At 36.3% G+C, this 25,260-nt stretch carries 30 protein-coding genes and 1 pseudogene; 6 read left to right on the plus strand and 25 right to left on the minus strand.

Annotated features, from left to right (window positions below; genetic code table 11):
* Positions 1-129: 129 nt before the first annotated feature.
* On the minus strand, positions 130-1,023 hold the full coding sequence (locus tag F0527_RS15535) for a DMT family transporter (RefSeq protein WP_150285510.1): 894 nt from the start codon (positions 1,021-1,023) through the stop codon (positions 130-132).
* Between the two features lie 136 nt (positions 1,024-1,159).
* Here F0527_RS15535 and F0527_RS15540 point away from each other — a divergent pair, with 136 nt between their 5' ends.
* Entirely contained in the window at positions 1,160-1,852 is a 693-nt protein-coding gene (locus F0527_RS15540) for an ArsR/SmtB family transcription factor (RefSeq protein WP_150285511.1), read from the plus strand.
* A 101-nt stretch (positions 1,853-1,953) separates the two neighbouring features.
* Here F0527_RS15540 and F0527_RS15545 read toward each other — a convergent pair whose 3' ends face one another.
* The 10 genes from F0527_RS15545 to F0527_RS15590 all read right to left on the minus strand — a co-directional run bounded on the left by F0527_RS15545 (position 1,954) and on the right by F0527_RS15590 (position 7,768).
* A complete protein-coding gene (locus tag F0527_RS15545) occupies positions 1,954-2,343 on the minus strand; it encodes a DUF302 domain-containing protein (RefSeq protein ID WP_150285512.1) in 390 nt (129 codons plus the stop codon).
* Positions 2,344-2,364: 21 nt separating this feature from the next.
* Positions 2,365-3,141, minus strand: coding sequence for a sulfite exporter TauE/SafE family protein (locus tag F0527_RS15550; RefSeq protein WP_150285513.1), 777 nt, complete (start codon positions 3,139-3,141; stop codon positions 2,365-2,367).
* A 92-nt stretch (positions 3,142-3,233) separates the two neighbouring features.
* On the minus strand, positions 3,234-3,461 hold the full coding sequence (locus F0527_RS15555) for a sulfurtransferase TusA family protein (RefSeq protein WP_150285514.1): 228 nt from the start codon (positions 3,459-3,461) through the stop codon (positions 3,234-3,236).
* Positions 3,462-3,548: 87 nt separating this feature from the next.
* Entirely contained in the window at positions 3,549-4,676 is a 1,128-nt protein-coding gene (locus F0527_RS15560; RefSeq protein WP_150285515.1) for an MBL fold metallo-hydrolase, read from the minus strand.
* Between the two features lie 90 nt (positions 4,677-4,766).
* Positions 4,767-5,162, minus strand: a complete 396-nt coding sequence (locus tag F0527_RS15565) for a DsrE/DsrF/DrsH-like family protein (RefSeq protein WP_066790556.1) — start codon at positions 5,160-5,162, stop codon at positions 4,767-4,769.
* A 63-nt stretch (positions 5,163-5,225) separates the two neighbouring features.
* Positions 5,226-5,792: a sulfurtransferase TusA family protein gene (locus F0527_RS15570; protein WP_150285516.1), complete on the minus strand. Its 567-nt coding sequence runs from the start codon at positions 5,790-5,792 to the stop codon at positions 5,226-5,228.
* A 47-nt stretch (positions 5,793-5,839) separates the two neighbouring features.
* A complete protein-coding gene (locus F0527_RS15575; RefSeq protein WP_150285517.1) occupies positions 5,840-6,136 on the minus strand; it encodes a rhodanese-like domain-containing protein in 297 nt (98 codons plus the stop codon).
* Between the two features lie 23 nt (positions 6,137-6,159).
* Positions 6,160-6,507, minus strand: a complete 348-nt coding sequence (locus tag F0527_RS15580; protein ID WP_150285518.1) for a rhodanese-like domain-containing protein — start codon at positions 6,505-6,507, stop codon at positions 6,160-6,162.
* Between the two features lie 58 nt (positions 6,508-6,565).
* On the minus strand, positions 6,566-6,826 hold the full coding sequence (locus F0527_RS15585; RefSeq protein WP_150285519.1) for a metal-sensitive transcriptional regulator: 261 nt from the start codon (positions 6,824-6,826) through the stop codon (positions 6,566-6,568).
* A 183-nt stretch (positions 6,827-7,009) separates the two neighbouring features.
* Positions 7,010-7,768 (minus strand): SDR family NAD(P)-dependent oxidoreductase, encoded by a 759-nt coding sequence (locus tag F0527_RS15590; protein ID WP_150285520.1) that lies wholly within the window; start codon positions 7,766-7,768, stop codon positions 7,010-7,012.
* 130 nt (positions 7,769-7,898) lie between these two features.
* On the opposite strand from F0527_RS15590, the gene F0527_RS15595 reads away from it, so the two are divergent.
* Positions 7,899-9,155, plus strand: a complete 1,257-nt coding sequence (locus F0527_RS15595; RefSeq protein WP_150285521.1) for a helix-turn-helix domain-containing protein — start codon at positions 7,899-7,901, stop codon at positions 9,153-9,155.
* Positions 9,156-9,200: 45 nt separating this feature from the next.
* Here F0527_RS15595 and F0527_RS15600 read toward each other — a convergent pair whose 3' ends face one another.
* Both F0527_RS15600 and F0527_RS15605 read right to left on the minus strand, forming a co-directional pair.
* Positions 9,201-9,779: a GDYXXLXY domain-containing protein gene (locus F0527_RS15600; RefSeq protein WP_150285522.1), complete on the minus strand. Its 579-nt coding sequence runs from the start codon at positions 9,777-9,779 to the stop codon at positions 9,201-9,203.
* Positions 9,766-10,857, minus strand: coding sequence for a DUF2157 domain-containing protein (locus F0527_RS15605; RefSeq protein ID WP_150285523.1), 1,092 nt, complete (start codon positions 10,855-10,857; stop codon positions 9,766-9,768). The genes F0527_RS15600 and F0527_RS15605 overlap by 14 nt, the downstream gene beginning before the upstream one ends.
* A 288-nt stretch (positions 10,858-11,145) precedes the next feature.
* Between F0527_RS15605 and F0527_RS15610 the strand changes: the two genes are divergently transcribed.
* Positions 11,146-11,541 (plus strand): VOC family protein, encoded by a 396-nt coding sequence (locus F0527_RS15610; RefSeq protein ID WP_150285524.1) that lies wholly within the window; start codon positions 11,146-11,148, stop codon positions 11,539-11,541.
* Positions 11,542-11,653: 112 nt separating this feature from the next.
* Here the strand turns inward: F0527_RS15610 and F0527_RS15615 are convergent, their stop codons facing one another.
* From F0527_RS15615 to F0527_RS15625, 3 genes are all read right to left on the minus strand, one after another.
* Positions 11,654-11,857, minus strand: coding sequence for a hypothetical protein (locus F0527_RS15615; RefSeq protein WP_150285525.1), 204 nt, complete (start codon positions 11,855-11,857; stop codon positions 11,654-11,656).
* Positions 11,858-11,995: 138 nt separating this feature from the next.
* Complete coding sequence (gene arsB / locus F0527_RS15620; protein WP_223823629.1) at positions 11,996-13,042, minus strand: ACR3 family arsenite efflux transporter; 1,047 nt, start codon at positions 13,040-13,042, stop codon at positions 11,996-11,998.
* A 2-nt stretch (positions 13,043-13,044) separates the two neighbouring features.
* The gene (locus F0527_RS15625; protein ID WP_150285527.1) at positions 13,045-13,359 is read right to left on the minus strand and encodes an ArsR/SmtB family transcription factor; all 315 of its coding nucleotides are present in this window, start codon (positions 13,357-13,359) and stop codon (positions 13,045-13,047) included.
* 206 nt (positions 13,360-13,565) lie between these two features.
* Between F0527_RS15625 and F0527_RS15630 the strand changes: the two genes are divergently transcribed.
* Positions 13,566-14,339 carry a Cof-type HAD-IIB family hydrolase gene (locus F0527_RS15630; RefSeq protein WP_150285528.1) on the plus strand — a complete coding sequence of 258 codons (774 nt, stop codon included), beginning with the start codon at positions 13,566-13,568 and terminating at the stop codon, positions 14,337-14,339.
* A gap of 31 nt (positions 14,340-14,370) precedes the next feature.
* Entirely contained in the window at positions 14,371-14,823 is a 453-nt protein-coding gene (locus F0527_RS15635) for a GNAT family N-acetyltransferase (protein WP_150285529.1), read from the plus strand.
* A gap of 156 nt (positions 14,824-14,979) precedes the next feature.
* Here the strand turns inward: F0527_RS15635 and F0527_RS15640 are convergent, their stop codons facing one another.
* From F0527_RS15640 to F0527_RS15670, 5 genes are all read right to left on the minus strand, one after another.
* Complete coding sequence (locus F0527_RS15640; RefSeq protein WP_150285530.1) at positions 14,980-15,432, minus strand: GNAT family N-acetyltransferase; 453 nt, start codon at positions 15,430-15,432, stop codon at positions 14,980-14,982.
* Positions 15,433-15,549: 117 nt separating this feature from the next.
* The gene (locus F0527_RS15645) at positions 15,550-16,041 is read right to left on the minus strand and encodes a DUF2716 domain-containing protein (RefSeq protein WP_150285531.1); all 492 of its coding nucleotides are present in this window, start codon (positions 16,039-16,041) and stop codon (positions 15,550-15,552) included.
* A 437-nt stretch (positions 16,042-16,478) separates the two neighbouring features.
* Positions 16,479-16,733: a DUF7660 family protein gene (locus F0527_RS15650; RefSeq protein ID WP_150285532.1), complete on the minus strand. Its 255-nt coding sequence runs from the start codon at positions 16,731-16,733 to the stop codon at positions 16,479-16,481.
* A 1,020-nt stretch (positions 16,734-17,753) separates the two neighbouring features.
* The gene (locus tag F0527_RS15660) at positions 17,754-18,578 is read right to left on the minus strand and encodes an alpha/beta fold hydrolase (RefSeq protein WP_150285533.1); all 825 of its coding nucleotides are present in this window, start codon (positions 18,576-18,578) and stop codon (positions 17,754-17,756) included.
* Positions 18,579-18,780: 202 nt separating this feature from the next.
* On the minus strand, positions 18,781-19,113 hold the full coding sequence (locus F0527_RS15670) for an antibiotic biosynthesis monooxygenase family protein (RefSeq protein WP_150285534.1): 333 nt from the start codon (positions 19,111-19,113) through the stop codon (positions 18,781-18,783).
* 176 nt (positions 19,114-19,289) lie between these two features.
* On the opposite strand from F0527_RS15670, the gene F0527_RS15675 reads away from it, so the two are divergent.
* Positions 19,290-19,646, plus strand: a complete 357-nt coding sequence (locus F0527_RS15675) for a winged helix-turn-helix transcriptional regulator (protein WP_150285535.1) — start codon at positions 19,290-19,292, stop codon at positions 19,644-19,646.
* A gap of 366 nt (positions 19,647-20,012) precedes the next feature.
* Here F0527_RS15675 and F0527_RS15680 read toward each other — a convergent pair.
* The 4 genes and pseudogenes from F0527_RS15680 to glmM all read right to left on the minus strand — a co-directional run.
* Positions 20,013-20,111 (minus strand): annotated as a pseudogene (locus F0527_RS15680) (winged helix-turn-helix transcriptional regulator); the annotation flags it as partial.
* Between the two features lie 829 nt (positions 20,112-20,940).
* Positions 20,941-22,743, minus strand: coding sequence for a glutamine--fructose-6-phosphate transaminase (isomerizing) (gene glmS, locus F0527_RS15685; RefSeq protein ID WP_150285549.1), 1,803 nt, complete (start codon positions 22,741-22,743; stop codon positions 20,941-20,943).
* Between the two features lie 483 nt (positions 22,744-23,226).
* The gene (locus F0527_RS15690) at positions 23,227-23,745 is read right to left on the minus strand and encodes a type 1 glutamine amidotransferase domain-containing protein (RefSeq protein WP_184117595.1); all 519 of its coding nucleotides are present in this window, start codon (positions 23,743-23,745) and stop codon (positions 23,227-23,229) included.
* Positions 23,746-23,851: 106 nt separating this feature from the next.
* Positions 23,852-25,204 (minus strand): phosphoglucosamine mutase, encoded by a 1,353-nt coding sequence (glmM, locus tag F0527_RS15695; RefSeq protein ID WP_066790710.1) that lies wholly within the window; start codon positions 25,202-25,204, stop codon positions 23,852-23,854.
* Positions 25,205-25,260 lie beyond the last annotated feature (56 nt).

Genomic DNA, 25,260 nt, shown 5'->3' on the forward strand with positions numbered 1-25,260 from the left:
TTAGATTGAGATATAACCTAAAAAGACAAGTATTTATACAACAATAATGTTTTATTAATTCATTAAAATAATCTTTTCAGGTTTTATCTCCCACCTTTTATCGCTCCTTAATTTACTCTTGTTAGATTCTCAATCTATCTTTGGATAACTAGTATCAAATGTTGTTTTCTTCTTGAAATTATTGTTTACAAGATAAATGCCTATTAAAATGAAAGTGCCTCCCGCTATAAGCGAATAGGAAATATGTTCGTTTAGCAAAACGTTCCCAGTTAGAACACCAAAAAAAGGGGCTAAAAATAGATATGAACTCGTTTTACCTGGATCACCCTTTTGTAAAAGGAAGTACCACACTGCAAATTGAACAATTGAAGACATTATGCTTAACCATAAGAGAATAAATAATGAATATTTATTAATATGAAAGAATGGCTCTTCAAGTAGTAAACTTAAAATTATAAGAATGCCTCCACCGAATAACATTTGATAGGCGGAAAGTACCCAAGTATTAAAATCAGCACCCCATCTACTAACTAATAATGTAGAAAGAGCCCAAAATATAGCGGCGAATGCTCCAAAGACTAACCCAATCCTAAAATCATTAATGCCTCCTAAGGTAATTCCAACTCCTAAAAACCCTAGAATGACTCCACTCCATTGATACCATTTGTAACGGTTGCCCATAAAAATAGTCCCGAAAATAATAACTAGAAGAGGATTCATAAAAGTTAAAATAGACGACTCACTGGCAGATATAGTTCTTAAGCTTATAAATATGCATCCCATTACTCCGGCAGTTTGTAGAGAACCAATAATTATTACTCTTCCCCAATCCTTTATCGCAATAGGATGTGGCCTTTTTTGTACCAATACAATAACACTCATAATACATCCAGCTAGAAAGAAACGTAGTCCAGCCAATAACAAGGGAGATGAGTAGCTCAATCCGATTTTCCCTACGGCAAAAGATGAACCCATTAAGATAGTAGTCAAGATGATTAATGTAAAAAAGCTATATTTTTTCATTTATACTGAACCTCCAATTCAATTTCATTGTGAATAAAAAAACCCCTACCTTCCTTGTAGATCAGGTTCCTTAGTATTATTATAAAAGTTAGATAATACGATATTCATCGAAATATGGAATGCAGAGGTGATCAATTTGAGTATACATCCGGATATCACGGCACTAACTGCTTTACTTACAGAGAAATCGCGGGCAACTATACTGGCGGCTTTAATGGATGGAAAATTTCATACAGCAAGCGAGCTAGCTTACATGGCCTCAATAAAACCTCAGACAGCCAGCTTTCACCTTTCAAAATTAGAAGAAAATAGTCTTGTAATTTGTGAAAAGCATGGGCGTTTCCGTTACTTTCGATTAGCCAATGAAGAGGTAGCTAATACTCTTGAGGTATTTATGTCTATATCCTCCCCACCCGAGGTTCGTTCTTTAAAACAATCAAGCCAATTAAAAAGATTAGAAAATGCTAGAACCTGTTACGACCATTTAGCAGGGCGCATAAGTGTTAAATTAACAACTATAATGCTAGATAATGGATACATAGAAAAAAGTAATAAACAATTTATCGTAACAGTAAAAGGAGAAGAGTTTTTTAATAGCCTAGGAGTAGATATAGTTGGTTTATCTAAAAAGCGGCGTTCCTTTTCTCATGCATGCCTCGATTGGAGTGAACGCACTCATCATTTGGGAGGGGCTTTAGGAAATGGATTATTTGAGAGGTATATAGAACTGGGATGGATAGAGGCTAAATTGAATTCACGTGAAATTGTAATTACAGACAAAGGGAAGATAGGTTTTAAGGAATATTTTGGACTAGAAGTTTCAATATAGCTTTTAAAAGTATGTTTTATGTATTATATTCTTTTCTGTTCAAACTATTAAAAGGGTTATCCGCCATTTTGGTGAGACAACCCTTTATTTTTTCGTTACTGCTATTTACTTTTCTCTAAGACATCAATAAGTATTTCTTCAATTTCTTTCGCAATGCCAACTAGCTCGTCATCGTTTAATAAACCAATCATTGCTGTAGGCTTAGGCAACCCTATTTTTGTTTGCCCTTCCTCTTCGTACACTGCAATTTTGCATGGCAAAAAGTAACCGACTAATGGATTATGCGCTAGTACACGGGCCGCTTCTACAGGATTGCAAACCTCAAGTATTCTGTAAGGTTTTTGATAACTGTTGACACCTTTTTTCTGTAAAGTTTCCGTTAAGTTAAGTTGCCAAAGTACCCCGAATTTATTATCTTTTAGGTTTTTTTCAATAGATTCAATTGATTCATCTATTGTTTTAGTTGTTAGCACTGTATAGTGAAAATCCATACGATCAAGCCCCCCATTATTTTATAAGATATCTACCCATATTTTTATGGCTGTTCCCAATATTAAAACGGCTAAGATTCCTTGCAAGACTTTTGTGTTTATTTTTTTGCTTATTTTTGCGCCAATAGGAGCTGCAATCAAACCAGCAATAATTACAATCATCGCTGTTTTGTATTCAATTTGCCCAGTTGAGATTTTACCGATTGATCCTGCAATAGATGAGATAAATGTGATGGCTAAGCTGGATGCAATGGTCATTCGTGTCGGAATGCGAAGTATCAACAACATGATAGGTATTAGTAGGAAGCCTCCACCTGCACCTACAATGCCGGAGCCAATTCCTACAATGAACGCTAAGCCAGCTGCTAGCGGTTTATTGAACGTCACTTCAGCTAAGGAAAGATCGTCCTTCGCCTTTTTTGGAATAATCATCATAATAGCTGCTAACAATGCTAAAATACCATACACAATGTTGACTTGTTCCTCAGTTAAACTCTGCGAACCAAAGCTGCCGATAAATGTTCCTACTAGAACTGATAACCCCATCACGGTAATTAACGATTTATTTAAATAGCCCCCTTTACGAAAACCTATAACACCTGCGATCGATACAACTAATACATCAAGCGCGCTAATGCCAGAAACTTCGTGGGCCGTTAAAGCCTGAAAGCTAAATAGAGGCGGAATCATGAGGAGCATCGGATATTTAACAATGGCACCACCTATTCCAAGCATGCCCGAAAGAAATGAACCGATAAAACCGATAGCAAAAAGAAGCAGCACATAATATATATCCATATTGTTTCCTTCTTTCTAACGACTAAACCTGAAGCATTGAAATCCTTCTGGTTAAAAAGAAAAGTGAGTCGTACCACAACTCACTTTTATCATTAAGATTTTTTAATATAGAACGTTAATACATCTGCTTCTTCTTTATGATCTAAAAGTGTATGGCCTGCTGCAGCTGACCAAGCTGTTAAATCGGCTAATGCCCCTTTATCCGTTACTTGCACTTCTAAGATTTGCCCTGATTCTAGTGTATCCATTGCTTTTTTTGTTCGTACAATTGGCATTGGACATGATAATCCTTTTGCATCTAACACTTTGTTTATTTCCATTCCATTAATCTCCTTTAACTTATAAATTTTGTGGACAAGAGAGGATCACCTTTCGTTCCTGCCCTGCTTTTTTCCTTTCAGATTTCCCTAACGTACTGCACAGCGATTTGGGCCAATCTCCATTTCTATTTGTTCATCTTGATCAGGAGTGACTTTCCCCATATTTACTTGACGAATTTGCTGATACGCGTTTGGTTGTGGCGGTAAATTATCCGTAACTATATGGCGGAATTCATCTTCACTTTCAATATTTAGACCGTGGTTTTGTGCAAACAAATCACCTAGGCGTTTTGCTACAGTTCCGTCTTCATTTAATTCTTGGATGATCATAAAGTGTGCTGGTAAAACAATTAGGTCCTCTGCCAACTCGCGGTAACGATGATATAAAGTCTCACGTAAATCACCTACCCAATCTTCTGCAAGGCCCGCTAAGTCAGGACGTCCGATAGAGTCAATAAATAAAATATCGCCTGTTAATAAATACTTGCTATCAACGATGAAAGATGTAGATCCTATCGTATGGCCAGGTGAGTAAAGAGCACCTACTTCAATTTGAGAGGCACCAACTTTTACTGTCACTCCGTCCTCTAGAGGCATGTATTCAAATACTACTTCATCTGCATCTTTTGGCGGTAAGTAGTATGTTGCACCAGTTGCCTCTGCAATGTGCCGTCCTCCTGAAATATGGTCAGCGTGTAAATGTGTATCAAAAACATATTTAATCTCAGCATTTTTCTCTTTTGCAAAGTTTGTAAATATGTCAGTGAAACGAACTGCATCTATAACAGCTGCTTCCCCGTCAGAAATGACCATGTAAGAAAGGCAGCCTTTTCCTAGACGGACAAATTGATAAAGTTCTCCGCCCCCAGTTAAATCTCCCACTTTAATAGGTTCAAGATAAGAACTCCAAGACTTCATGCCACCTTCAAGATAGAATACATCTCTTCCGGCATCTGAAAGCATTTCAGCGATCATTTTCGAAGAACCTTCTTTTGCACAGACCACTAATACATCCTGATTTGATGGTAGCTTTGGTAAGATTTCATCTACTCCATCTAATAATTCGAAATAAGGAATATTTATATACTCAAAGTTTTGGCCTTCAATTTTCCAATCTTCATAAGCATCTGTGTTACGCACATCTAAAATAAATAACGGCTGTTTTTCAATTACCTTACGAGCAACCTGTGCTGCTGTCATTTTATTGATTGTCATATCACACTACCCCCATAGGTATTTATTTTGGTTTTTTATAGTGGAAGGGATGACCCTTCCACTCGTTTTCTCATATTTATTTCTATTCTACTAGAATGTTAAAGATGGTGATGCATCTTTCGCGAATTCAAGGAACGTAACAGCTCCACCTACTTCAATACCATCAATGAAGTCTTCTTTTGTTAATCCCATTACATCCATCGTCATTTGGCAACCGATAAACTTCACGCCCAACTCCTGCGCCATTTCTACAAGTTCTGGGATGCTTGGTACATTTGCTTTTTTAAATCCTTCTGCAAAATGTTCGCGTCCTTCTGGCATTGGCAATTGTTGCATTGCTTGTTTATGAATTAAGTTTAGGCCTTCAAATGTGAAGAAGATAGCTACCTCTTTTTCTGTTGCTGCTGCTGCAGTTGCGATATTAAATACCTTATAAGCGTCAAATAAACCACCATTACTTGCGATAATTGCTACTTTGTTAGACATAATAAAATTCCTCCAATAAATTTTTATTTGATATTGCTCCACCTCAATTAAGGTGGGCTCTTACTACCCGTCTATGCGGGATATTTCCCCTTGCCAAGAAGCCATTCCAGGTAGGACATTATAGACTTTTGTAAAACCTTTGTCAGAAAGTTTACTTGCTGCTAAATCACTGCGTGTACCTGTACGACAAATGACATAAATCTCTTGATCTTTATTTAGTTCATCTAAACGGTCTTCTAATTCTCCCATCGGTATGGATTTAGAACCTTCAATATGGCCAAATGCATATTCTGCTTCTTCGCGCACATCCAAAATTATGCCGCCTTTACTAGCTCGATCAATTACTTCATCATTCGTAATGGTATTTTCAAATTTCTTTTCTTCTCCAGTGTCATGAGAACTTTTACGGATGTAATGTAGTATTACTCCATTTTCTTGTATTGTCCCAAGATACTGATGGCCAACACCTTCACTCCATGCTTTTAAATCTGCAATAGAACCTTTGTCTGTAGCCTGAACTTCTAAGACTTGACCATCTTCTACTTCATTCATTGCCCTTTTTGTTTTGACAATTGGCATAGGACAAGCAAGTCCCTTACAATCTAGCTGTTGATCTGCTTTTATTTGCATTTTACAAACCTCCTATTACCTCATGGGGTATATTTTAAATTAAAAAATTACTCAACTTTACCTTCCCAGGAAAGCATACCACCAGCCATATTTGTTACATCAAACCCATAGCCTTGTAAATATTGTGTTGCTTGGCCGCTACGTCCACCAGAACGACAAACCATAATATACGGTTTTGCTTTATCTAACTCATGCATACGAAATTCAAGCAAACCTAGTGGAATATGCATGATATCAGGAATATGGCCAGCTTGTACTTCATCTACCTCCCGAACATCAATTAGGTTTAACTTTTCACCATTTTCTATACGTTGTTGGACTTCTTTTGCAGTAATTTCTTTCAATGTTTACCCTCCTACAATACTTATTAACCTCTCCAAGCACTCATGCCCCCACGAACATTTGTAATGTTTTCATAGCCTAGTTTTTTTAATTGTTTGCAGGCTTGAGCGCTACGCATTCCGCTTTGACAAATCACAACAATCTCTTTGTCTTTCGGAAGTTTCGAAAAGTCCGTTCCTAATGGAATATTTTTAAACTGACGAATATGCCGAGTTTTATATTCACCAGGTGTTCTTACATCCACAAATACTTTATCTTTATCATCTATTATCCTGTTTAATGCAACTGTAGTTATTGTTTTAATTCCTTTAACAGGCCTTAACCGCCAAAGGAAAAACAGAATCACAATAGCAATAATAATCCAGATGCTCATAGAAAATCACCTCGCATACCATGTAGGGTATAATTTTATTAAAAATAAAAATCGTATTTTAACGACTTTTAACTAACAAATCCACTGCTTCTTGCACCGAATCATTCGCAGCATCTTGACTTGCTGCTTCCAATAGGCACTCTTGTAAGTTTTGGCTCACAATAATTCCTATTGTACGGTCAACACCAGAGCGCACAGCTGATAATTGAGTGACGACAGCCTTACAGTCTTTACCTTCGTCCATCATTTTTAAGATTCCCCTGAGTTGGCCCTCGATTCGTTTCATCCGATTTTTGACTTTATCGTCATAGGAATTCATTCATACCCCCTCCTCATCTCTTTGTTCTCTTGTTCATAAAGCAATAATATACCCCGCGTGGTATATTGTCAACAAAAGAAAATCAACATTCTTTAAATTAGTTTAAATAAGATTTCGCGATCTGACTGTAGTAAAAAAATCCGTCTGCTAATGATAAGCAAACGGATTAAATAAACTCTTATATTATAAAGTTAAACCGCCATCGACAAGAACAACTGAACCTGTCATATAGCTTGCTTTATCTGAAGCTAAGTAAGCAACCATTTCAGCAAGCTCTGCTGGGTCAGCATAACGTCCCATTCTCATGTTGGAAACCTCTTCAGGAACATAGCCACCTTCTGCAAATTGAGCTTCAACATTAGTTGTTAAGGTTGTTTTGACCCCACCTGGACAAAGTGCATTGATGCGAATTCCTTTTTTCGCATATTCAAGTGCTGCACCTTTTGTTAAACCTATAACCGCATGTTTACTTGCAGAATATACAGCTACACTATGTTCAGGACGTACTCCTGCAGTAGAAGCTGTATTAATGATAGAACCACTTCCTTGCTCTTCCATCACTTTCAGCACATATTTCATTCCAAGGAAGACACCTTTTACATTTATAGACATAATACGATCGAATTCAGATTCTTCTACTGCAGTAAAAGGTGCGAATCGTTGAATAACACCTGCGTTATTGAAAAATATATCAATGCGGCCGTATGTGTCGATTGCGCTTTTTACGTAATTTTGTACATCTTCAGTTTTTGAAACATCAGCCTTTACGAAGATACCTTCTCCGCCTTGTTCTTTTACAAGATTTAATGTTTCTTCCCCTGTTTCTTGATTAAAGTCGACCAACACCACTGTTGCACCGTTACCTGCTAGTTTTAGACTGCTTGCTCTTCCAATTCCGCTTCCTGCTCCAGTTATGACAGCTACTTTACCTGCTAATTCCATGTTCATTTCCTCCCTTTTATTAGCTTACATCCATGATTTTATTACTTGTTTAAAAATTAATATTGTATTATCTTACGATTAATAGTTCTTATCTACGCTCCATAAAAATTTAAAAGGAAGTATATTCTATATGGAAATAGCTATACAGGATTTACATTATATATGTGAGATGATTTATAAAGTTCATGATATACCTGTTTTTTACCTCAATCAGTTTGGTGAAATAGAACATGAATTTTCAGGGAGAAACCTAAGGGATATCCCATACTATAATCAAATCAAAAAGCAGATCAGCGTCTACACTTATGAAGAAAGCCCACATGACTTTCCTATCTTTTTTTCAAATTCTAAATTGAATTTTTTCTTTATTAACCTGAAGAATACAAATTCATTTTGGGGCACCATTATTTTAGGACCGACCCTTGTATCCGAAGTAACGGATGAGGATGTGAATAAAATTTTTGATTCTTTTAAAGGAAAGCTTCATAAAAGAAAACTCATCGAATATTATCAATCCATTCCCATTATCGACAGTGAGCACTTTCTAACGATTAGTCTCTTGGTTTATTATTTGGTGTACCAAAAAAAGCTAGATCAATCGATGGTAATACATAATAATAAAGCATTAGCCTTAGACATCATCGAAACTGAAAATCCAGAACTTGAACTGTCAAAAGGAAGGCGAAATTTCATCTTTCATTCTAATCTTTCCTATGAACAAATATTGCTTGATTATGTCAAAAACGGACGAATTGATAAATTACAGGATATTTTTGATTACTCTATTATCGGTGAGGCAGAATTAGGATTGTTATCGAAACGAAATCGCCTTAGAAGTGAAAAAAACTTAATGATAACGGGAATAGCTCTTGTTTGTAGAGCGGCTATCGAAGGGGGATTAAACGATGAAACTGCCTTCACTTTAAGTGATTTCTATATCCAACGTATTGAGGAATTAGGCACCTTAAAGACCATTTTAAAATTAACGGAAGAAGCGATAAAGGATTTTACCAATCGGGTGAACCAAATAAAAACTGAAAAATATTCTCCCACAATAACTACTTGTCATCACTATATTTATGATCATCTTTACGAGGAAATCACTCTCGATCAGCTTGCAGAAGTATGTCATTTAAGTCCAAATTACTTATCATCATTATTCAAAAAAGAAGTTGGAATACCAATAAGTGAATACATGCAAAGGCAACGTGTTGAAGAAGCAAAGAAACTATTACTTTTAACAAATTACTCTATTTCAGATATTGGTACCTGGCTAAACTTCCATGATCAAAGTTATTTTATAAAAACCTTTAAAAAATACACGAGCTTAACTCCCCGGCAGTTTAGAAATGCTCATTTTTCTGATCATCAGTCTAGTGAAACCTAAAAACACGCAGGCCTCTCACTGAGAGGATCTGCGTTTTAAATTAATCTATTTCGTCGACTGAACTTCCACTTTGTCTAAAATGGCATGCCCTTTTCGGACTTTAATAGTTGCTATGGCAGAAGTCTTATTTGCCGGCTGACTAATAGCATTCTCTAAGCCCTTCCCTGTATTTTCGGGGACAAAGAATTTATCTAATTGATAATTAATTTCTACAACTTGATTATCAGGTTCATTGCTTGAGTTCAAAGGAAAATAATTGATTTCCCCTTTTAAATAAATACCTTCTTCAGGTTGATCCTTTACTACCTTCTTCACAATATCGATACCATTTTCATTTTTCTCTAAGACTGAATAGACAACTACTGGCTTATCATAAAAAGAAGAATTATTCACTTTAAAATAATCTTTTAATTCCTTGTCTAATTTTGAAATATTTACCTCTTCTGCTTTGTAGTTTAACCTAACATAATCCCCTCTGAACAAATCAGTGGGATCCACCGGTCTTGTTTCTAGCTTTATCGTGTTTCCTGTAGTTATCGTTAGAAATGGGGGAATAGACATTCCTATCAATATAAGAATAGGTAGTGAAAAGGCAATTAACTTCTTCCAGTTATTCTTCAGCAAATGACTTTCCCCCTTTCTTTCTTTGCTTATCTATATAAATACCGAAGCCAATGAATATGGCTCCCCCTATGACAAATACCAATGATTTTGGTAAAAAGTCATAAGAAATATCTATATAAAAACGAAGGATTAACACGCACAAAATCATAATATTCAGCAGGCTACCTCTCTTAATAAAGAAGAGCACTAGTACTAAATACGCCAAACTGAACACAATATAAAATGATTCCCCAAACAATGAATTTCTCCAGAAGTAGCCAAATGTTAGGATGATCCCACTGACACCGTGAATTAGGTGTCCTTGAATTTCAAATATGCCCTTCAGCTTCTCCCTTACAGGAATAAACAGCATAGCGATACCAATTAAAAATATAAATAAAATAGCAAGAACGGCTATTGGACTATCATAGTCTATAAAAGTAAATGCCAGTAAAATAGCAAATTGAATCGTTAATATATTCATAAAGAATATATAAGGAACTGGATAGTGGATATGCTTACTGATAAGATACATAATAGGCAGGATAACTAGCATAATATATGGCAGAGAAGTCTCACCATCGAACATGTAATTCATTTGATAGATAAATAGTAAAGCTGTTATGAATATGAGTAGCAACTTATCTTTCAAGACATATGCAAAAGGTAGCCCTCCTAAAGCCCATACCAAAAATGCATTTCGGAAAGAGCCTCCCAAGTTAAACATTTGCCCTATCAGGAAGATACCAGCACCATAAAACAAAAAGCCTATATAAAACAAGGTTCTGGCCATTTTTGGATTATGGTTTTCTATTTTGAGTCCGACACCATTGACTCCAATCACTGAAATAATTATGAGCAAAAACTTTACCGTTTTACTCATATACATCCAATTACTTGCTATAAAGCTCAACATACCGATCCCAATCAAAAATGCACCCACTGTAAGAAGGATACGAATAAAATTCGGATCACCCGTTATCTTGTAGTGCCCTAAAAGTTCCTCTTTTTGTGCAGCCTGAATGGAACCTTCTTTCTCAAAAAAGTCCAATTCCTTCTTCAACCATTGATATTCCGACTTCTTAATAGGCCTTTTCATATTGCTGTCCCCCTTTCGATCTTTCACCAATTTCTCTTTATTTCCCACTATGTTATAGTACGTAAATTCAAAAATAATTATGATACATACCTATAATACCGTAAAAATCCGTTACTCTTTTGTAAAAGTATTACAAACCTGGACGCTTTATTTTTGAAAACAGTTCCCTCTTCTTATAATTAAAAATTTTATACACCCTTGAAGGATATTAAAGCAAAATGGGCGTATATAGATTAAAAGAATCTTTAACCTTCAACACAAAATTTATAATTGGAGAGGTTGTTAAAAATGGGAATACAATTAAACCCTTATCTAATGTCTACAGATGCAAAAGGACAGGCGAACTTTTATGTAGAGGCACTCGGTGGGGAAATTCTAACACTTAAAACATACGGTGAAACACCAGGAACTCCGGAAGCAATAAAGGATAAGGTGATGCATCTAGCAGTGAAGGTGGCTGGAGGGAATATCCTCATGATGTCAGATACCTTAGAACAGGCACCTCTTAATACCACCATCAGTCTTGCATTAACATATGATAGTGAGGATGAAGCTAAAGAGGTATATGCAAAGCTTGGCGAAGGCGGCGAATTTAAGCATCCCTTTGAAAAACAAGTTTGGGGCGAATACTATGGAGACCTTGTAGATAAATACGGGGTTACCTGGATGGTAACTGCCCCATAAAGCCGTCTAAATATCCATTAAAAAAGAAAGAACTGATACGCTCTACTTCAGTTCTTTTCTTTTTCTCTAGGTTAATGATTTGGTACAGATCTTCACCAGTAACAAATTGAATTCAACTCTTCATTTCAGTTCGATTGATTGCTTCTCTAAAATGCGATGCTGTGCTTTCTCCATACAACTGGGGGTTTCCTTTAAAAAATTGCTCGCTCATATATTGTTCTGCTTCTTTTAAAGGAATTTGTCTCGACTTCATCACTAACTCTAGATATTGAATAAAATATTCTACTGATAACGTACTTGCATGATTAACAATCATTTATAATCTCCTAACATTCATTTAAAATAATTCTCTAAATTACATAAGCAATTTCTTATATTTAAATTAAAAACAAAACCTAGAAGCTCTAGGTATTTGTTTTTAAAATTATATATTTTTATGTTTAAGACCCTTCTATCAGCACTTAAAATATCTGTCTTTCCACTTCAACGAAACACCTACTAACGCTATGAGAACAGGCACTTCTACTAACGGTCCGATAACTGCGGCGAATGCCTCACCACTATTTATACCAAATACAGCTACAGCCACTGCAATAGCTAACTCAAAGTTGTTGCTTGCAGCTGTAAAGGAGAGAGCTGATGTCACTGGATAACTTGCTCCAGCCTTCCTAGAAGCAAAGAATGACACTACAAACATAATTAAGAAGTAAATCAATAATGGTACTGCAATACGTAACACATCGAATGGTAAGGCAACAATCTTGTCCCCTTTTAATGAAAACATCATGATGATTGTAAACAACAAAGCAATTAATGTAAGAGGTGAAATCTTAGGGATAAATTTCTCTTGATACCACTCTTTCCCCTTCAATCTAATACCGATAAGTCGCGTTAAAATGCCGGCAGCAAATGGAATACCTAGATAAGTTAGGACACTTTTAGTGATGTCCCACATGGAGATTGTTAGCGATAAATTTTCCATACCAAACCAACCAGGCATAACATTTAAGAAGAAATAAGCAAAAGTTGAGTAGAACAGTATTTGGAATACAGAATTAAATGCTACTAAACCAGCTACGTATTCACTGTCCCCTCTTGCTAAATCATTCCATACTATAACCATAGCAATGCACCGTGCAATGCCAATCATAATCAATCCAGCCATATACTCTGGATAGTCATGTAAAAATATGATCGCTAAGAAGAACATTAAAAATGGACCTAAAAGCCAATTTTGCAACAAGGACAGGACTAATACTTTCCAATCCTTAAATACTCTCCACATTTCCTCATATTTTACTTTTGCCAGTGGAGGATACAGCATCACTATAAGGCCTATGGCAATCGGAATAGATGTTGTACCGACAGACAATTTATCTAATGTATCCTTAAACGAAGGAGCAATCATGCTCAGCACAATCCCTAAACCCATCGCTACGAAAATCCATACTGTTAAATAACGATCGAGAAATGATAATTGTTTTGTTAATGGCTTTCTCACATTTATGCCTCCCCTTCGTTAATCGAGCAAAGGCAATTTTTCAATGGGATAGGCGCCAATTCATCAATGATGGCTTGGATATAAGGCGTTTGACTATCATTTAATCTATAGTGCTTCCATGTCCCTTTTTTTCTTTCTAGAATAATATCAGCTTCTTTTAATTTACGTAGCTGCTGGCTTACAGCTGGTTGTGAAACTTGCAATATATCAACCAAATCACATACACAAACCTCACCATTCTTCAAACTGGCTAACAACTTTAATCGATTAGAATCACTCACCGCTTTGAGCTGCTTCTCCATCAATTGTAAATCCATACTCATCACCTCGTTTATATATAAGCATTACCTTATATAACCGTACGCTTATTTATTAAAATATGCAAGAGTATAAAATACGTGACACTCAGCTTACTATTTAATTACTTATAATTAAAAGATGACGCAATTTTTCGATTTGTTAATATATAGTTTTTTTATATAATTAAGTATACTGACTTTTATCTTTCGAAAGGAGGCTTCCGATGGGTTATAAGATTGTATTTTTTGATGTGGATGGAACTTTGACAGACCATAGAGACGGCAGTATCTCAGAGAGCACTAAAGAGGCCATCTTAGCTTTAAAAAGAAAGGGTTTAAAGGTTGTCGTCGCAACAGGTAGACCCTTATCCATGTGTCACGAGTTAAGGGCGTTAGGCATTGATACCTTTATAACTGCTAATGGTGGATATGTGAAACATAAAGAACATGTTGTTCATAAAGTACCTATGGATCAAGACATTTTGCGCTCTTTTATTGAATTTGCCGCTACTGAAAATCATGCCCTATCATTCTATACGGAGGATTTCAGTATGAATGGCGTAAAGAATGAAAACATATTAAAGGCCTTAAAGGAAACTTTAACATTGAGTGATTATCCTGCTTCAAACCCACATATACATAATCTTGAAGTGTACTTAATGTGCCTTTTCGCAGACGATGACATGATGAATAGCTATAAATTAAAATTCCCAAATCTACTATTGAAAAGATGGCATCCTTTTATATTGAATGTTTTACAAGAAGACATTTCCAAATCATTAGCGATTAATAAAGTTTTAAATTATTTTGGTTTTGATAAGTCAGAAGCCATTGCATTCGGTGACGGAGAGAATGATATTGATATGTTGGAATTAGTAGCACTAGGTATTGCCATGGAGAATGGCAATGAGGAATTGAAAAGGGTTGCAGATTTTGTGACTAAAAAGTCTAGCGAAGATGGTATATCTTTTGCTTTAAAAAAATTCGGGATTATATAGCTCCCGATAGTTTAATTAAAAGGAGATATAAATGGAACTACAAACTGAAAGACTTATAATCACACCGTGCACTAAAGAGGCATTACAGGAGTTTTCCAAAACCGAAGAATATGTAATCAATCTACATGTAGATATGTATTTGTTAGCATTAAAAGATGACCCTTCTCTTTCAGGATGGGGTGTATGGCTTGTGATCAATAAAGAAGATCATACGATTATTGGCGATATGGGATTTAAAGGAAAACCCGATTCACAAAAAACAGTGGAAGTAGGCTATGCAATTATCCCCTCCGCTCAAAAGAAAGGGTATGCAACAGAAGCCGTGAAAGAAATAATTAACTGGGCTTTCTCCACTGGAAAAGTAGAAAAAGTAGTCGCTGAATGCTTGCATGATAACCACTCTTCCATAAGGGTCTTAGAAAAACTGCAAATGAAAAGAACGGAACCTAAAAACAATATGCTGAATTGGGAATTGGAGAAATAAGGATTATTGCTGTTATTCAACTTCTACAAGAATAATTGAAAAAACATGAAAGCACTCTATTTTTCAATAAAAAACCCGTTTTGAATAAATTAATTCAGAACGGGAGTGACCCTTCAGGATATGCTACTGCACATCCTAAAGTAGAATTTTTTCACTTTATACTTTCTTCTCAAGCATGCTCAACGTTAGACCACCATCAACCATCATTTCTTTTAATTCTACAAATCCATTCTTTTTATAAAAGTTTATTGCAGGTGCATTTTTAGAGCCTGTTGAAACAATAATTGTTTGAAATTCTTTTCGAATGCTTTGAACAAAATCTAATAGTTCCCTAGCAATGCCCTTTCTAAAATGTTTAGGATGGACAAATAATCGGTGTATATCCATTACACCCTCTTCTATCTTTAGAGAAATGATTCCGCTTAGCTCTTCTTTTATATAAAAACCATAAAAAGTTTCTCCGCTTTGTTGCAAGCTCTCAACTGTATCTTTAAGTGGCGGCAGTTCATAAAAATCTATTAACTCTGCTTCTACTTTATACGATAACAATTGAACGTTTAATACTTCATTAGCAAATTTCGAATTCGTCATATCAATTTCTTTAATCAAATCCCTTTCCCCCAATTAGATTTTTTTATCTATGCCTTATTGGCATTTTTCGTATCTCTTTATATATGACTTAAAGTTGGGAACTCATTTATTACAATGCTATATAAAGTTAAAGAATTAGCCCTGTCTTAAAATCTTACGAAACATTCTAGGCTTGTTTTTATTAAAAGCGTCTATTAGTTCTTTTCCAAATATAGTTATACTATTTTCCCAAGGATGTCCTAAAATGCCCCACATAAAATCCTTCTGAATAAAGAAATAGTAATCACCATTCGGAAAGATTGGTATAACCCATTCTCCGAATTCATCCCTTTCGAATTCTAAGCGTGGATTTATCCAATAACATTCGTGTTGCCAATCGAGTGCTAGTATATATTCTCCAAGCATTGTGCACTCTTTAAATACATCTAACACTTTTTCTTCAAGGTCATCATAAGCACTTAAATCTGATGAATCTCCGAAATAGCCAGAAACATTATAAGTTATATAAGGGTGTGGAACATTAAAAGATGGAAATATAGACGTACTTGGTTCGAATTCAAAATCATTATATATCCGGTCCCAAATTTGACCCATTTCTTTTTCTAAAAGCGGAACCCAATTCTTCATTAAACTCCCCCTTTACTATCTAAACAGTTGAACATTTATAATCTGTATTCTCAACTTTATTATTACATTATTTCAGTTAAGTTGGTTATTCCCTTTCGTCCCTCTATGTAAAAAGCACGATCCAATTTTGAATCGTGTTCATAATTAGATTATTTATTTCAGGTGAATATGTCAGTAGTAGCTTTAAGATAAAGTTTGAATAAGTCCCTAATAAACCCTTTACACTAAGATTAATAAGAAGCATCCATTAATCAATATGGATGCTTCTTTAACACTTTTTAGTTAATTTAAAGTAGTTTGATTATTTTCTACAGTATTACCTCATAAATGCGCAAAATTATGGGAATACCACCTTTATCTGAAGCCTTTATTATGATTGTTTTGTATATTTAATAAATCCTTGTTGTACAAAAGCAAAGCTCCCCAATAGTCAAGCATCATTCATATATACTCGCAGCAAATAGTATTAGAGATATAATCTTCCAAGAGGGTTGCTTAGGAAGTATTTGAGTATCATATACATTATATTCATCCATTTCATTAACACAAGCTTCCATCGCTTCTAAGTAATCTTCAAGTGTTATATTCTTCCACTCATCCTTATTAATTTTTAAATCCATTCTTAATTGATTTATAAATTCAATTAAATCTTCTGGACTATTTACGTTATCTGCCATTTCAAATATTTCCATCTTTATGCCACCTTTATTAATAATTTTCATCAAAAGACTAGGTATTTCCTTCTTCTATTAAACTTTTACTAAATATTCAAATAATAATATCAATCTCCTCCACTATCCCCAAGGTTTAATATTTTTTATACCCTTATAATAACATTAACATAGGAAACTGGTTTTGTTGTGTAAATAACTCTATCAACAGTCACCTTGTATGACCGCCTCTATGAATTGATTCGAAGAATTCACTGGGATAAAAGTTCCTCTACTTTCAGAGAATAAAATAACCTCTACTGGATATTTTGCCCACAGAGGTTGTTTTCATTAGATCTTATTATTTGTATCCGTCCTTTATTAAAAGCCAACCTAATGTTACATGATAAAATAATTCTCGACTGGAACACCAGTAAAACAAATAAATTTTCGCCAATACGCCCTACCTATATATTAAAAAGTTGTCGCCTGTTCTACCATTATATAGAAAATAATTTATACATATAAAAAATTACTTTATACCATACTTACAGGCTTGATTATTTTTATCGGTACTTATTCAACAAACGCGCACGATTGTTGAAGATCATTATTGAAGTAAAGCCCCGTTTAGTTTAAATGGAGAACATTCCCGCCATGTGGCTCGCGGCGATGTAAAAACCCGACTACCGGACAATCCATACAATGCAAAGAATTGGGATTATGTAGAAGAGGACAACTTGTTCATTTGTCCGAACGGCCGCCGTGTTCACTTCAAGAAGTACATGAAGAAAAAGAAACCCTCGGCTTTGTACAGGACTTCAAAATCTACGAATGTGAAGAGTGTGGTGATTGTCCACTGAAGGCTTTGTGCACAAAGGAGAAGGGGAACCGACACGGGGACCTGAAAAGGTGCAATGGCTCATAACTTGCTAAAAGTGGTAGGCCTCTTGTGCAGAAACCACCTTATAAAACGAAAAATCAAAAAAAAAGGTGGAGAAAACGATTTATTTTTCTCCACCTTCTTCATTTTAGGGACTTTTTAGACAGCCCCTTCATTATTTATGAATTCACCATAGAACTTGCAAGTTCTTCAATTACTTTTGCTGTTTTTACTACATCTTCCGCAACTAATAAGTGCGTGCAGTTTTCAAACGGAATCACTTCAGAATTCGGAATCTGTTCCTTCATGTATTCCGCTGCTTCTTTTGAGTAAAGTGTACTCTTTTCTCCATACACAATTTGTGTTGGTACAGTGATTTGTGGTAACACGTCACGATAATCGCCAACTGCCATCGCATGCCACATTGCCGCTAATACATGAGGGGTATTGCCGTTGACTACTAAATTGAGTTGCTCTTCTATCATTTCACCAGCCAAGTATGGGACGGTCACTTTAAAGAAAGGCTTTGCGAATTCCATCAAGCTATTATTGATCACTGTCAAATCATTCAATGAGTCTTCTCGCGTATATTTACCGTGATAAAGACCTAAATTCCAATCCTCTTCATTGACTAATTTTGGTGTCATGTCGAACAACGATACGGCCTTCAATCTGGATACACCGAAGTTTTTTACATACTCGAATGTCGTAGAAACCCCCATCGAGTGTCCAACTAATGTGACATTCATCAAATTAAGATGCTCCATTAGTTCTTCCAAATCGGAAGCGAATCTCTTCAATGTCAAACCATGCTCCGGGCGATCAGAAGCGCCATGTCCTCTCAAATCAAAAGACACTACATTGAACTTTTTGCTCAATTCTTCAAATGGTTGATCGAATGCTGTATGATCTGATGACCAGCCATGGACGAACACAATCGGTTGTCCTTCTCCTTTTTGCTGATAATACAATTTGACGCCGTCACTTGTTTCGAAAAATGCCATGATTCTTTCCTCCTTCTAGTAGGTCTCAACATAAAGTTGTTGTTAATTTGTTTATAAAAACACTCTATTGCATAACTTTTTCTACCATAAATAAAGTTTACTCCTGCATTATCTTAATAAGGTTGCCGCAGGTATCGTCGAAGACAGCTATTGTGACTTCGCCCATTTGTACAGTTATGATGCTATTTCTCATTTATAAAAATTAATATGCATTCGTTATATGACTTCCCCATTCACGGATAGGTTGCAACCAGCTAACGCTTCTTTCCACAATTAAATCATCCACTCTTACTTCGTAATTCTTGCGGTATGGTTTAGTAAATTCTTCATCAAGCCAGCTATCTCTCGTGCCTTTCCATGTTTCATAAATGAGCAGTTCATCCGGTTGATCCAGATTATCCGAAACAATAGCGCTAATAAATGCCTTTTCGGATGACATCTCCTCAATTAGAGAAAAAAGCTCCTTGCGGAATTCTTCTTTCTTCCCTGGTTTAGCCTTAAAACGAATATTGAGTTGAACTAGTTGATTGGTCATATTAACTCCTCCTATAAATTTTATATTTTGCGGCGATTCCGTTACACCATTCCCCAAGTACTTGAAGAACAACTTACAAGATATAGTATCCTTTAGTAAGCACATTAACGGAAGTACCCACTTTTTTGTGATATAGTAACTAAAAAGTAATAAATGTGGAATGGAGAGGTTTAGACTTGAAAAAATATAGTTGTGGTTTTGAAGTGACAAAGGAAGTTATTGGCGGAAAGTGGAAAGGTCTTGTATTACACTTTTTAATGAATGGACCAAAGAGAACGAGTGAATTAAAGCGCATTGTCCCAAATATATCTCAGAAAATGCTGATTCAAACACTTAGAGAGCTTGAAGACAGTGGACTTGTGAGCAGAAAGATGTATAATCAAGTACCACCGAAGGTTGAATATTCATCCACTGAACTTGGAGAATCTCTTAAACCTATCTTGCAGGAGCTCTGTCAATGGGGAAGCCATTATGCGGAGCAAGAGTATGCAGAAGGTGAATATGAAATCGCACAACCAGAAGAGGCTTCTTAATACCTTATATGTAAGGTATTTTATTGTTGTACTAAAATTTAGCTATTTTAATTCTAAGTAGATGGCCTCGACAGATTCTTTAAGAACATTAAAGCTTCCTTAATGTAGTTAAAAACGGGGGTAGCGTCCTTGAAATCTACTTACGTTGAAATCCGAATTTTTCTGACGCTAACCCATTTAATATAGGGATTCTGTCCTGTTGTAACATAAGTAGAGCTTCTTTACTTTTTACTACAGGATTACTGGCACGACTATTAGAACAGAAAACAGTTGCCAATTAGATAACTGTTTTCTGTTCTCTATATAAAATACTGAATTAATCTCACCTCACTCTATTTCCAAATGGGTTTTCATTATCTACAGAAGTTAATTATTACCATTCTCCCCCCGTTCACATAACTGCTCTAAAACAAGTAATAGCATCTCTCCTTTATTTGTAAGGCTGTATTCCACTTTAGGAGGTATATTTCTCATCTATTCTCCTCTGATTTATTATCGATAGTAGTCTAGGTATATAATACCGAATAATAGTCCTTTTTGCTTTCGAATAACTACTATCTATTTTCAACTAGTTCAATATTCAAAGTAAAATACTCCTAATCATGACTAATCTTATTCAACTATCCTTCCCCGTTACTTTAAGTACATAACTTCACAACCCCTTCTAAACTCCCCAATACTATCCAATTTTCTTTTAAGAGTTATTCAATTAAATGGCCCTTTAATTGAGTAACTTTATTGATACTCAACAATTCCTTGATCCACCTTTCAATTCAGATCTTCTTTCACTATAAAAACACCCCCTTAGATAAACAGATCCAAAGGGGCAAAACATCGTACTTTATTTAAAAGCAACAAAAAAATCGTGTTTAAGAGATATCCTCTTAAACACGATAATAAACAAATCGAATCGAACTTTATTTGCTCTATACAATTTATACTTCAAAAAAAGTTCAGTTACCTAGTTTAATGTTGAGTTACTACATTATTGTATAGTTACTAACATTAATATAGGTGAACATTTTTTGTACAACTCTATTTAAATCACAATCAAAACCCTAGACGAATAGAATAATGTCATTATTAATTATAAAACCTTAACTGTTACTTTAATTATTTTTAGTGAATAACACTTACTAAATACTATTGGAGATAAAAAACAGAAAACCTTGATACTGAAAGGTTTATCGCAGTATCAAGGTGAATCTATGTGTCACAACAACTTATATTTATATGACAAACATACTTATAAGCTGTGACAGGATTAGGTATAACTCACTCACTAGTAATACAACTATTCCACTGTAACCGACTTAGCCAAATTCCTTGGTTTATCCACATCACAGCCACGTGCAAGAGATGCATAATAGCTGATCAATTGTAATGGAACAACTGATACAAGCGGTGTTAGAAGCGGGTGTACAGGTGGAAGGACGATTGTGTCGCCTGGTTCTTCCATGCCTTCCATCGAAATAATGCAAGCGTTGGCACCACGAGTAGTTACCTCTTTCACATTACCTCTTAGGTTAAGGCTTACTTCTTTTTGTGTAATAAGCGCAAATACAGGTGTACCATCTTCAATTAATGCAATTGTACCGTGTTTTAGCTCTCCTCCAGCAAACCCTTCCGCTTGGATATAAGAGATTTCTTTTAGTTTGAGCGCGCCCTCTAAGCTGACATAAAAGTCCATTGAGCGGCCGATAAAGAAAGCATTACGTGTTATTTCTAAGAAATCTGCTGCTACATGTTCCATGTCTTCTTTATGATCAACAATCGTTTGAATGTTGTTTGCTGCAATGCCAAGCTCTGCTTTTAAATCAAAGTCCAGTGCTTTGCCTTTTGCTTGTGCTTCTACATAAGCAACGATTGCAAGTACGGCTACTTGTGCAACATATGCTTTAGTAGAGGCTACGGCAATTTCAGGGCCTGCATGCAATAACAATGTGTAATCCGCTTCACGTGATAAAGTAGAGCCAGGTACATTCGTAATAGTTAAAATCGGATGGCCTAATTCCTTAATTTTCACAAGCACTTGACGGCTATCTGCTGTTTCGCCTGATTGTGAGATGAAAATAAAGAATGGCTTTTCTGATAGTAACGGCATATTATAGCCGAATTCACTTGAGATATGCACTTCGACAGGGATGCCTGCCATTTTCTCAAAGTATTGTTTGCCAACAAGGCCTGCATGATAGCTAGTACCTGCTGCAATGATATAAAGTCGATCTGCAGCATGTAAAGCATTGGCGATGTCAGAAGGAATCACTAGGTTGCCTTCTTCATCTTCATAGTTTTGAACAATTTTGCGAACTACGCCAGGTTGTTCATCGATTTCTTTTAGCATGTAGTGTGGATATGTGCCTTTTTCGATATCGCTCATATCTAGCTCTGCAGTGTAAGGTGCGCGTTCTACTACTTTGCCATCAAGTTTTTTGATTACGATAGAGTTTTTGCGAACAATGACAACTTCTTCATCATGCAATTCGATAAATTGATCTGTTACTTGTAGCATTGCCATCGCATCAGATGCTACTACATTAAACCCTTCGCCTACACCTACTAAAAGCGGGCTTTTGTTTTTAGCTACATAAATCGTGTCACATTCTTCTGCATCTAATAAAGCAAGTGCATAAGATCCGTGCACAAGTGTTAACGTATGGCGGAACGCTTCTTCTGTTGCCATGCCGTCCTCTACAAATTTCTCAACCAATTGGACAAGCACTTCTGTATCTGTATCAGATTTTAGCTGAACTCCGCTTAGGTATTCATCTTGCAAGTGATGATAGTTTTCTAATACACCATTGTGCACTAATGTAAAACGGCCTGACGCACTTTGGTGAGGATGAGCGTTCAGCTGATTTGGGACACCATGTGTTGCCCATCGTGTATGGCCAATGCCCATAGTAGCAGCTGCTTCTTCATCGACAATACTGCGTAAGTCAGCGATACGGCCTTTTTCTTTAAAGACTGCAACTCCATCTTCTGTGCATAGGCCAATCCCTGCAGAATCATAACCTCTATATTCTAGTTTTTCTAATCCTTTTAATAGAATTTCTTTCGCATCAAGTAAACCATTATATCCAACAATACCACACATAACTATATTTCCTCCGAACTTTGCCAAATTAGCCGCGTGTAAATAAGCTTCCCCTATTACAGGCGAAGTCATTCATATGCAGCTGCTAATTTGCCTTCTTGCTTCCCTGTCTACTCAATCACTTGAGTCCTTTAAAAGCAAGATAACGATCGGGCATTGCGATCGGGAGGCATCCGCCGAAAACTTCGATACTCCTCCACCTCGTCTACTGAAGATTCACGATTTCTTCAGTACTGGCGCTATAACTGTTTTTCCGATTTTTGCTTACATACAATCCTCCTCAGCGTACGCTGATCTTAACTTTAAAAGAATCAGCATGTTCATCATACTTGAAAAGTCTTTTTTTAGTCAATTATAAAATGCAAGTTTGATGATATAACTATCATATGTCACTATTACCCTTTAGTTGCTTACTATAAACGTAATGTAAAAAGCTAATCGAAAGAAGGCTCTTTCGATTAGCTCCTATTGTATCAGTCTAGGCTATTTTAATAAATTGACAATCTCACGGTTGAATGCAGGAATATCATCTGGTGTACGGCTTGTTACCAATTGATTTTCGCATACAACCACTTCTTTATCTTGGAAATTGACACCGGCATTTTCCATATCTACCTGGATAGATTTGTAGCCAGTTGCGTGACGACCATCTAATGTTTTAGCAGTGATTAATAATTGCGGTCCGTGGCAAATCGCAAAAACTGGTTTTTTAGCATCCATGAAAGCTTTTGCGAAATTCACGAAACGCTCGTCTGCACGCAATTGGTCAGGTGAAAAACCACCAGGAATCAATAATGCGTCAAAGTCGTCTACTTTTACATCATCGATTGATTTGTCGACTTGAATTTTAGTGCCATGTTTCCCTTCAACTTCGCCGCCTGCTGTTTTTTCAACTGTTACGACTTCATGACCTGCATCACGAAGGGCTTTAACAGGTTCTGTGTATTCTACATCTTCTACTAGGTTTGTTACTACTGTTGCTACTTTAGCCAATGATAACATCTCCTTTTCATAGATAGGGCCGTTATTGGCCTCTACTGTACTTTTCCACAATCGCCAAATTTTAAACAAAAAAAGGAACTCGTATACGAGTTCCTTTTTTGCTTTATTATTCTTTTAAACCCATTTCCTCGCTGACAACAGCAGCAATTTGGGTGCAGTATGCTTCACATTTTTCGCTTGTTGGTGCTTCCACCATGACACGCACTAATGGCTCTGTACCAGATGGGCGTACAAGGACACGACCTTCGCCGTTCATTTCTTGTTCCACTTCAGCAATAGTGGCCGCTACTTTAGCGTTATCTGTCACAGCATGCTTATCTGTTACACGTACATTGATCAACTTTTGAGGATAAATCGTCATTTCTGCAGCTAATTCAGACAGCTTTTTGCCTGTGACTTTCATGGTATTGACAAGCTGTAAACCAGTAAGCATGCCATCACCTGTTGTATTGTAGTCTAAGAATACAATATGGCCAGATTGCTCCCCACCGACATTGTAATTTCCTTCGCGCATTGCTTCTACAACATAGCGGTCACCCACTTTTGTTTGAACACTATGCATACCGTGTTCTTCTAATCCTTTATAAAAGCCCATATTACTCATGACTGTAGATACAACTGTATCATGCTTCAGTTTTCCCTCTTCATGCATATGTTTGGCACAGATATACATGATTTGGTCGCCGTCAACGATATTTCCATTTTCGTCTACAGCAATCAAGCGGTCTCCGTCACCATCGAAGGCAAGACCGATATCTGCCCCTTTATCTACAACCAACTGTGCTAGTTTCTCAGGATGTGTAGAACCTACTCCATCATTAATATTTAAGCCGTTTGGAGATGAACCCATTGTAGAAAGGTCAGCTTCCAAGTCAGCAAACAGATGAGTTGCAAGTGAAGATGTCGCACCATGCGCGCAGTCTAACACAATATGAATATTTGTAAATTCTTCATATACAGTTTGTTTTAAATACTGGATATACTTTTGACCGCCCTCGAAGTAGTCGCTGACAGTACCAAGTGCTCCACCAGTTGGACGTGGCAAATCATCATGTTCTTGGTCAAGTAATGCTTCGATCTCTGCTTCTTCCGCATCAGATAGCTTAAAGCCGTCGGGACCAAAGAATTTAATGCCGTTATCCTCTACCGGATTGTGAGATGCAGAAATCATAACGCCTGCTTGCGCACTCATCGCACGAGTTAAGTAAGCGACTCCTGGCGTGCTAATGACACCTAAACGCATTACTTCTGCTCCTACTGATAAGAGACCTGCTACAAGTGCACCTTCTAACATTTCCCCGGAAATACGCGTATCTCGTCCAATTAGAACTTTAGGGCGTTCTCTTGTTTCCTTTGTCAAAACATAACCGCCGAAGCGCCCTAATTTAAATGCTAATTCTGGTGTTAGTTCACTATTGGCGACTCCGCGTACGCCATCTGTACCGAAATATTTACCCATTGTGTATTCTCTCCTTCAAAACTCTAAATGCAATTTTATGAACTAGAAGAAACCCC

This window comes from Rummeliibacillus sp. TYF-LIM-RU47 (genome assembly GCF_008638315.1).
In the GTDB taxonomy this organism is placed as follows: Bacteria; Bacillota; Bacilli; order Bacillales_A; family Planococcaceae; genus Rummeliibacillus; species Rummeliibacillus stabekisii.

What these genes read in the sequence shown, in the direction of transcription:
- F0527_RS15535 (WP_150285510.1), bottom strand. Translation starts at nt 1,023, where the DNA reads ATGAAAAAATATAGCTTTTTTACATTAATCATCTTGACTACTATCTTA.
- F0527_RS15545 (WP_150285512.1), bottom strand. Translation starts at nt 2,343, where the DNA reads ATGGATTTTCACTATACAGTGCTAACAACTAAAACAATAGATGAATCA.
- F0527_RS15550 (WP_150285513.1), bottom strand. Translation starts at nt 3,141, where the DNA reads ATGGATATATATTATGTGCTGCTTCTTTTTGCTATCGGTTTTATCGGT.
- F0527_RS15555 (WP_150285514.1), bottom strand. Translation starts at nt 3,461, where the DNA reads ATGGAAATAAACAAAGTGTTAGATGCAAAAGGATTATCATGTCCAATG.
- F0527_RS15560 (WP_150285515.1), bottom strand. Translation starts at nt 4,676, where the DNA reads ATGACAATCAATAAAATGACAGCAGCACAGGTTGCTCGTAAGGTAATT.
- F0527_RS15565 (WP_066790556.1), bottom strand. Translation starts at nt 5,162, where the DNA reads ATGTCTAACAAAGTAGCAATTATCGCAAGTAATGGTGGTTTATTTGAC.
- F0527_RS15570 (WP_150285516.1), bottom strand. Translation starts at nt 5,792, where the DNA reads ATGCAAATAAAAGCAGATCAACAGCTAGATTGTAAGGGACTTGCTTGT.
- F0527_RS15580 (WP_150285518.1), bottom strand. Translation starts at nt 6,507, where the DNA reads ATGAGCATCTGGATTATTATTGCTATTGTGATTCTGTTTTTCCTTTGG.
- F0527_RS15585 (WP_150285519.1), bottom strand. Translation starts at nt 6,826, where the DNA reads ATGAATTCCTATGACGATAAAGTCAAAAATCGGATGAAACGAATCGAG.
- F0527_RS15590 (WP_150285520.1), bottom strand. Translation starts at nt 7,768, where the DNA reads ATGGAATTAGCAGGTAAAGTAGCTGTCATAACTGGAGCAGGAAGCGGA.
- F0527_RS15595 (WP_150285521.1), top strand. Translation starts at nt 7,899, where the DNA reads ATGGAAATAGCTATACAGGATTTACATTATATATGTGAGATGATTTAT.
- F0527_RS15605 (WP_150285523.1), bottom strand. Translation starts at nt 10,857, where the DNA reads ATGAAAAGGCCTATTAAGAAGTCGGAATATCAATGGTTGAAGAAGGAA.
- F0527_RS15610 (WP_150285524.1), top strand. Translation starts at nt 11,146, where the DNA reads ATGGGAATACAATTAAACCCTTATCTAATGTCTACAGATGCAAAAGGA.
- F0527_RS15615 (WP_150285525.1), bottom strand. Translation starts at nt 11,857, where the DNA reads ATGATTGTTAATCATGCAAGTACGTTATCAGTAGAATATTTTATTCAA.
- F0527_RS15625 (WP_150285527.1), bottom strand. Translation starts at nt 13,359, where the DNA reads ATGGATTTACAATTGATGGAGAAGCAGCTCAAAGCGGTGAGTGATTCT.
- F0527_RS15630 (WP_150285528.1), top strand. Translation starts at nt 13,566, where the DNA reads ATGGGTTATAAGATTGTATTTTTTGATGTGGATGGAACTTTGACAGAC.
- F0527_RS15635 (WP_150285529.1), top strand. Translation starts at nt 14,371, where the DNA reads ATGGAACTACAAACTGAAAGACTTATAATCACACCGTGCACTAAAGAG.
- F0527_RS15645 (WP_150285531.1), bottom strand. Translation starts at nt 16,041, where the DNA reads ATGAAGAATTGGGTTCCGCTTTTAGAAAAAGAAATGGGTCAAATTTGG.
- F0527_RS15650 (WP_150285532.1), bottom strand. Translation starts at nt 16,733, where the DNA reads ATGGAAATATTTGAAATGGCAGATAACGTAAATAGTCCAGAAGATTTA.
- F0527_RS15660 (WP_150285533.1), bottom strand. Translation starts at nt 18,578, where the DNA reads ATGGCATTTTTCGAAACAAGTGACGGCGTCAAATTGTATTATCAGCAA.
- F0527_RS15670 (WP_150285534.1), bottom strand. Translation starts at nt 19,113, where the DNA reads ATGACCAATCAACTAGTTCAACTCAATATTCGTTTTAAGGCTAAACCA.
- glmS (WP_150285549.1), bottom strand. Translation starts at nt 22,743, where the DNA reads ATGTGTGGTATTGTTGGATATAATGGTTTACTTGATGCGAAAGAAATT.
- F0527_RS15690 (WP_184117595.1), bottom strand. Translation starts at nt 23,745, where the DNA reads ATGTTATCATTGGCTAAAGTAGCAACAGTAGTAACAAACCTAGTAGAA.
- glmM (WP_066790710.1), bottom strand. Translation starts at nt 25,204, where the DNA reads ATGGGTAAATATTTCGGTACAGATGGCGTACGCGGAGTCGCCAATAGT.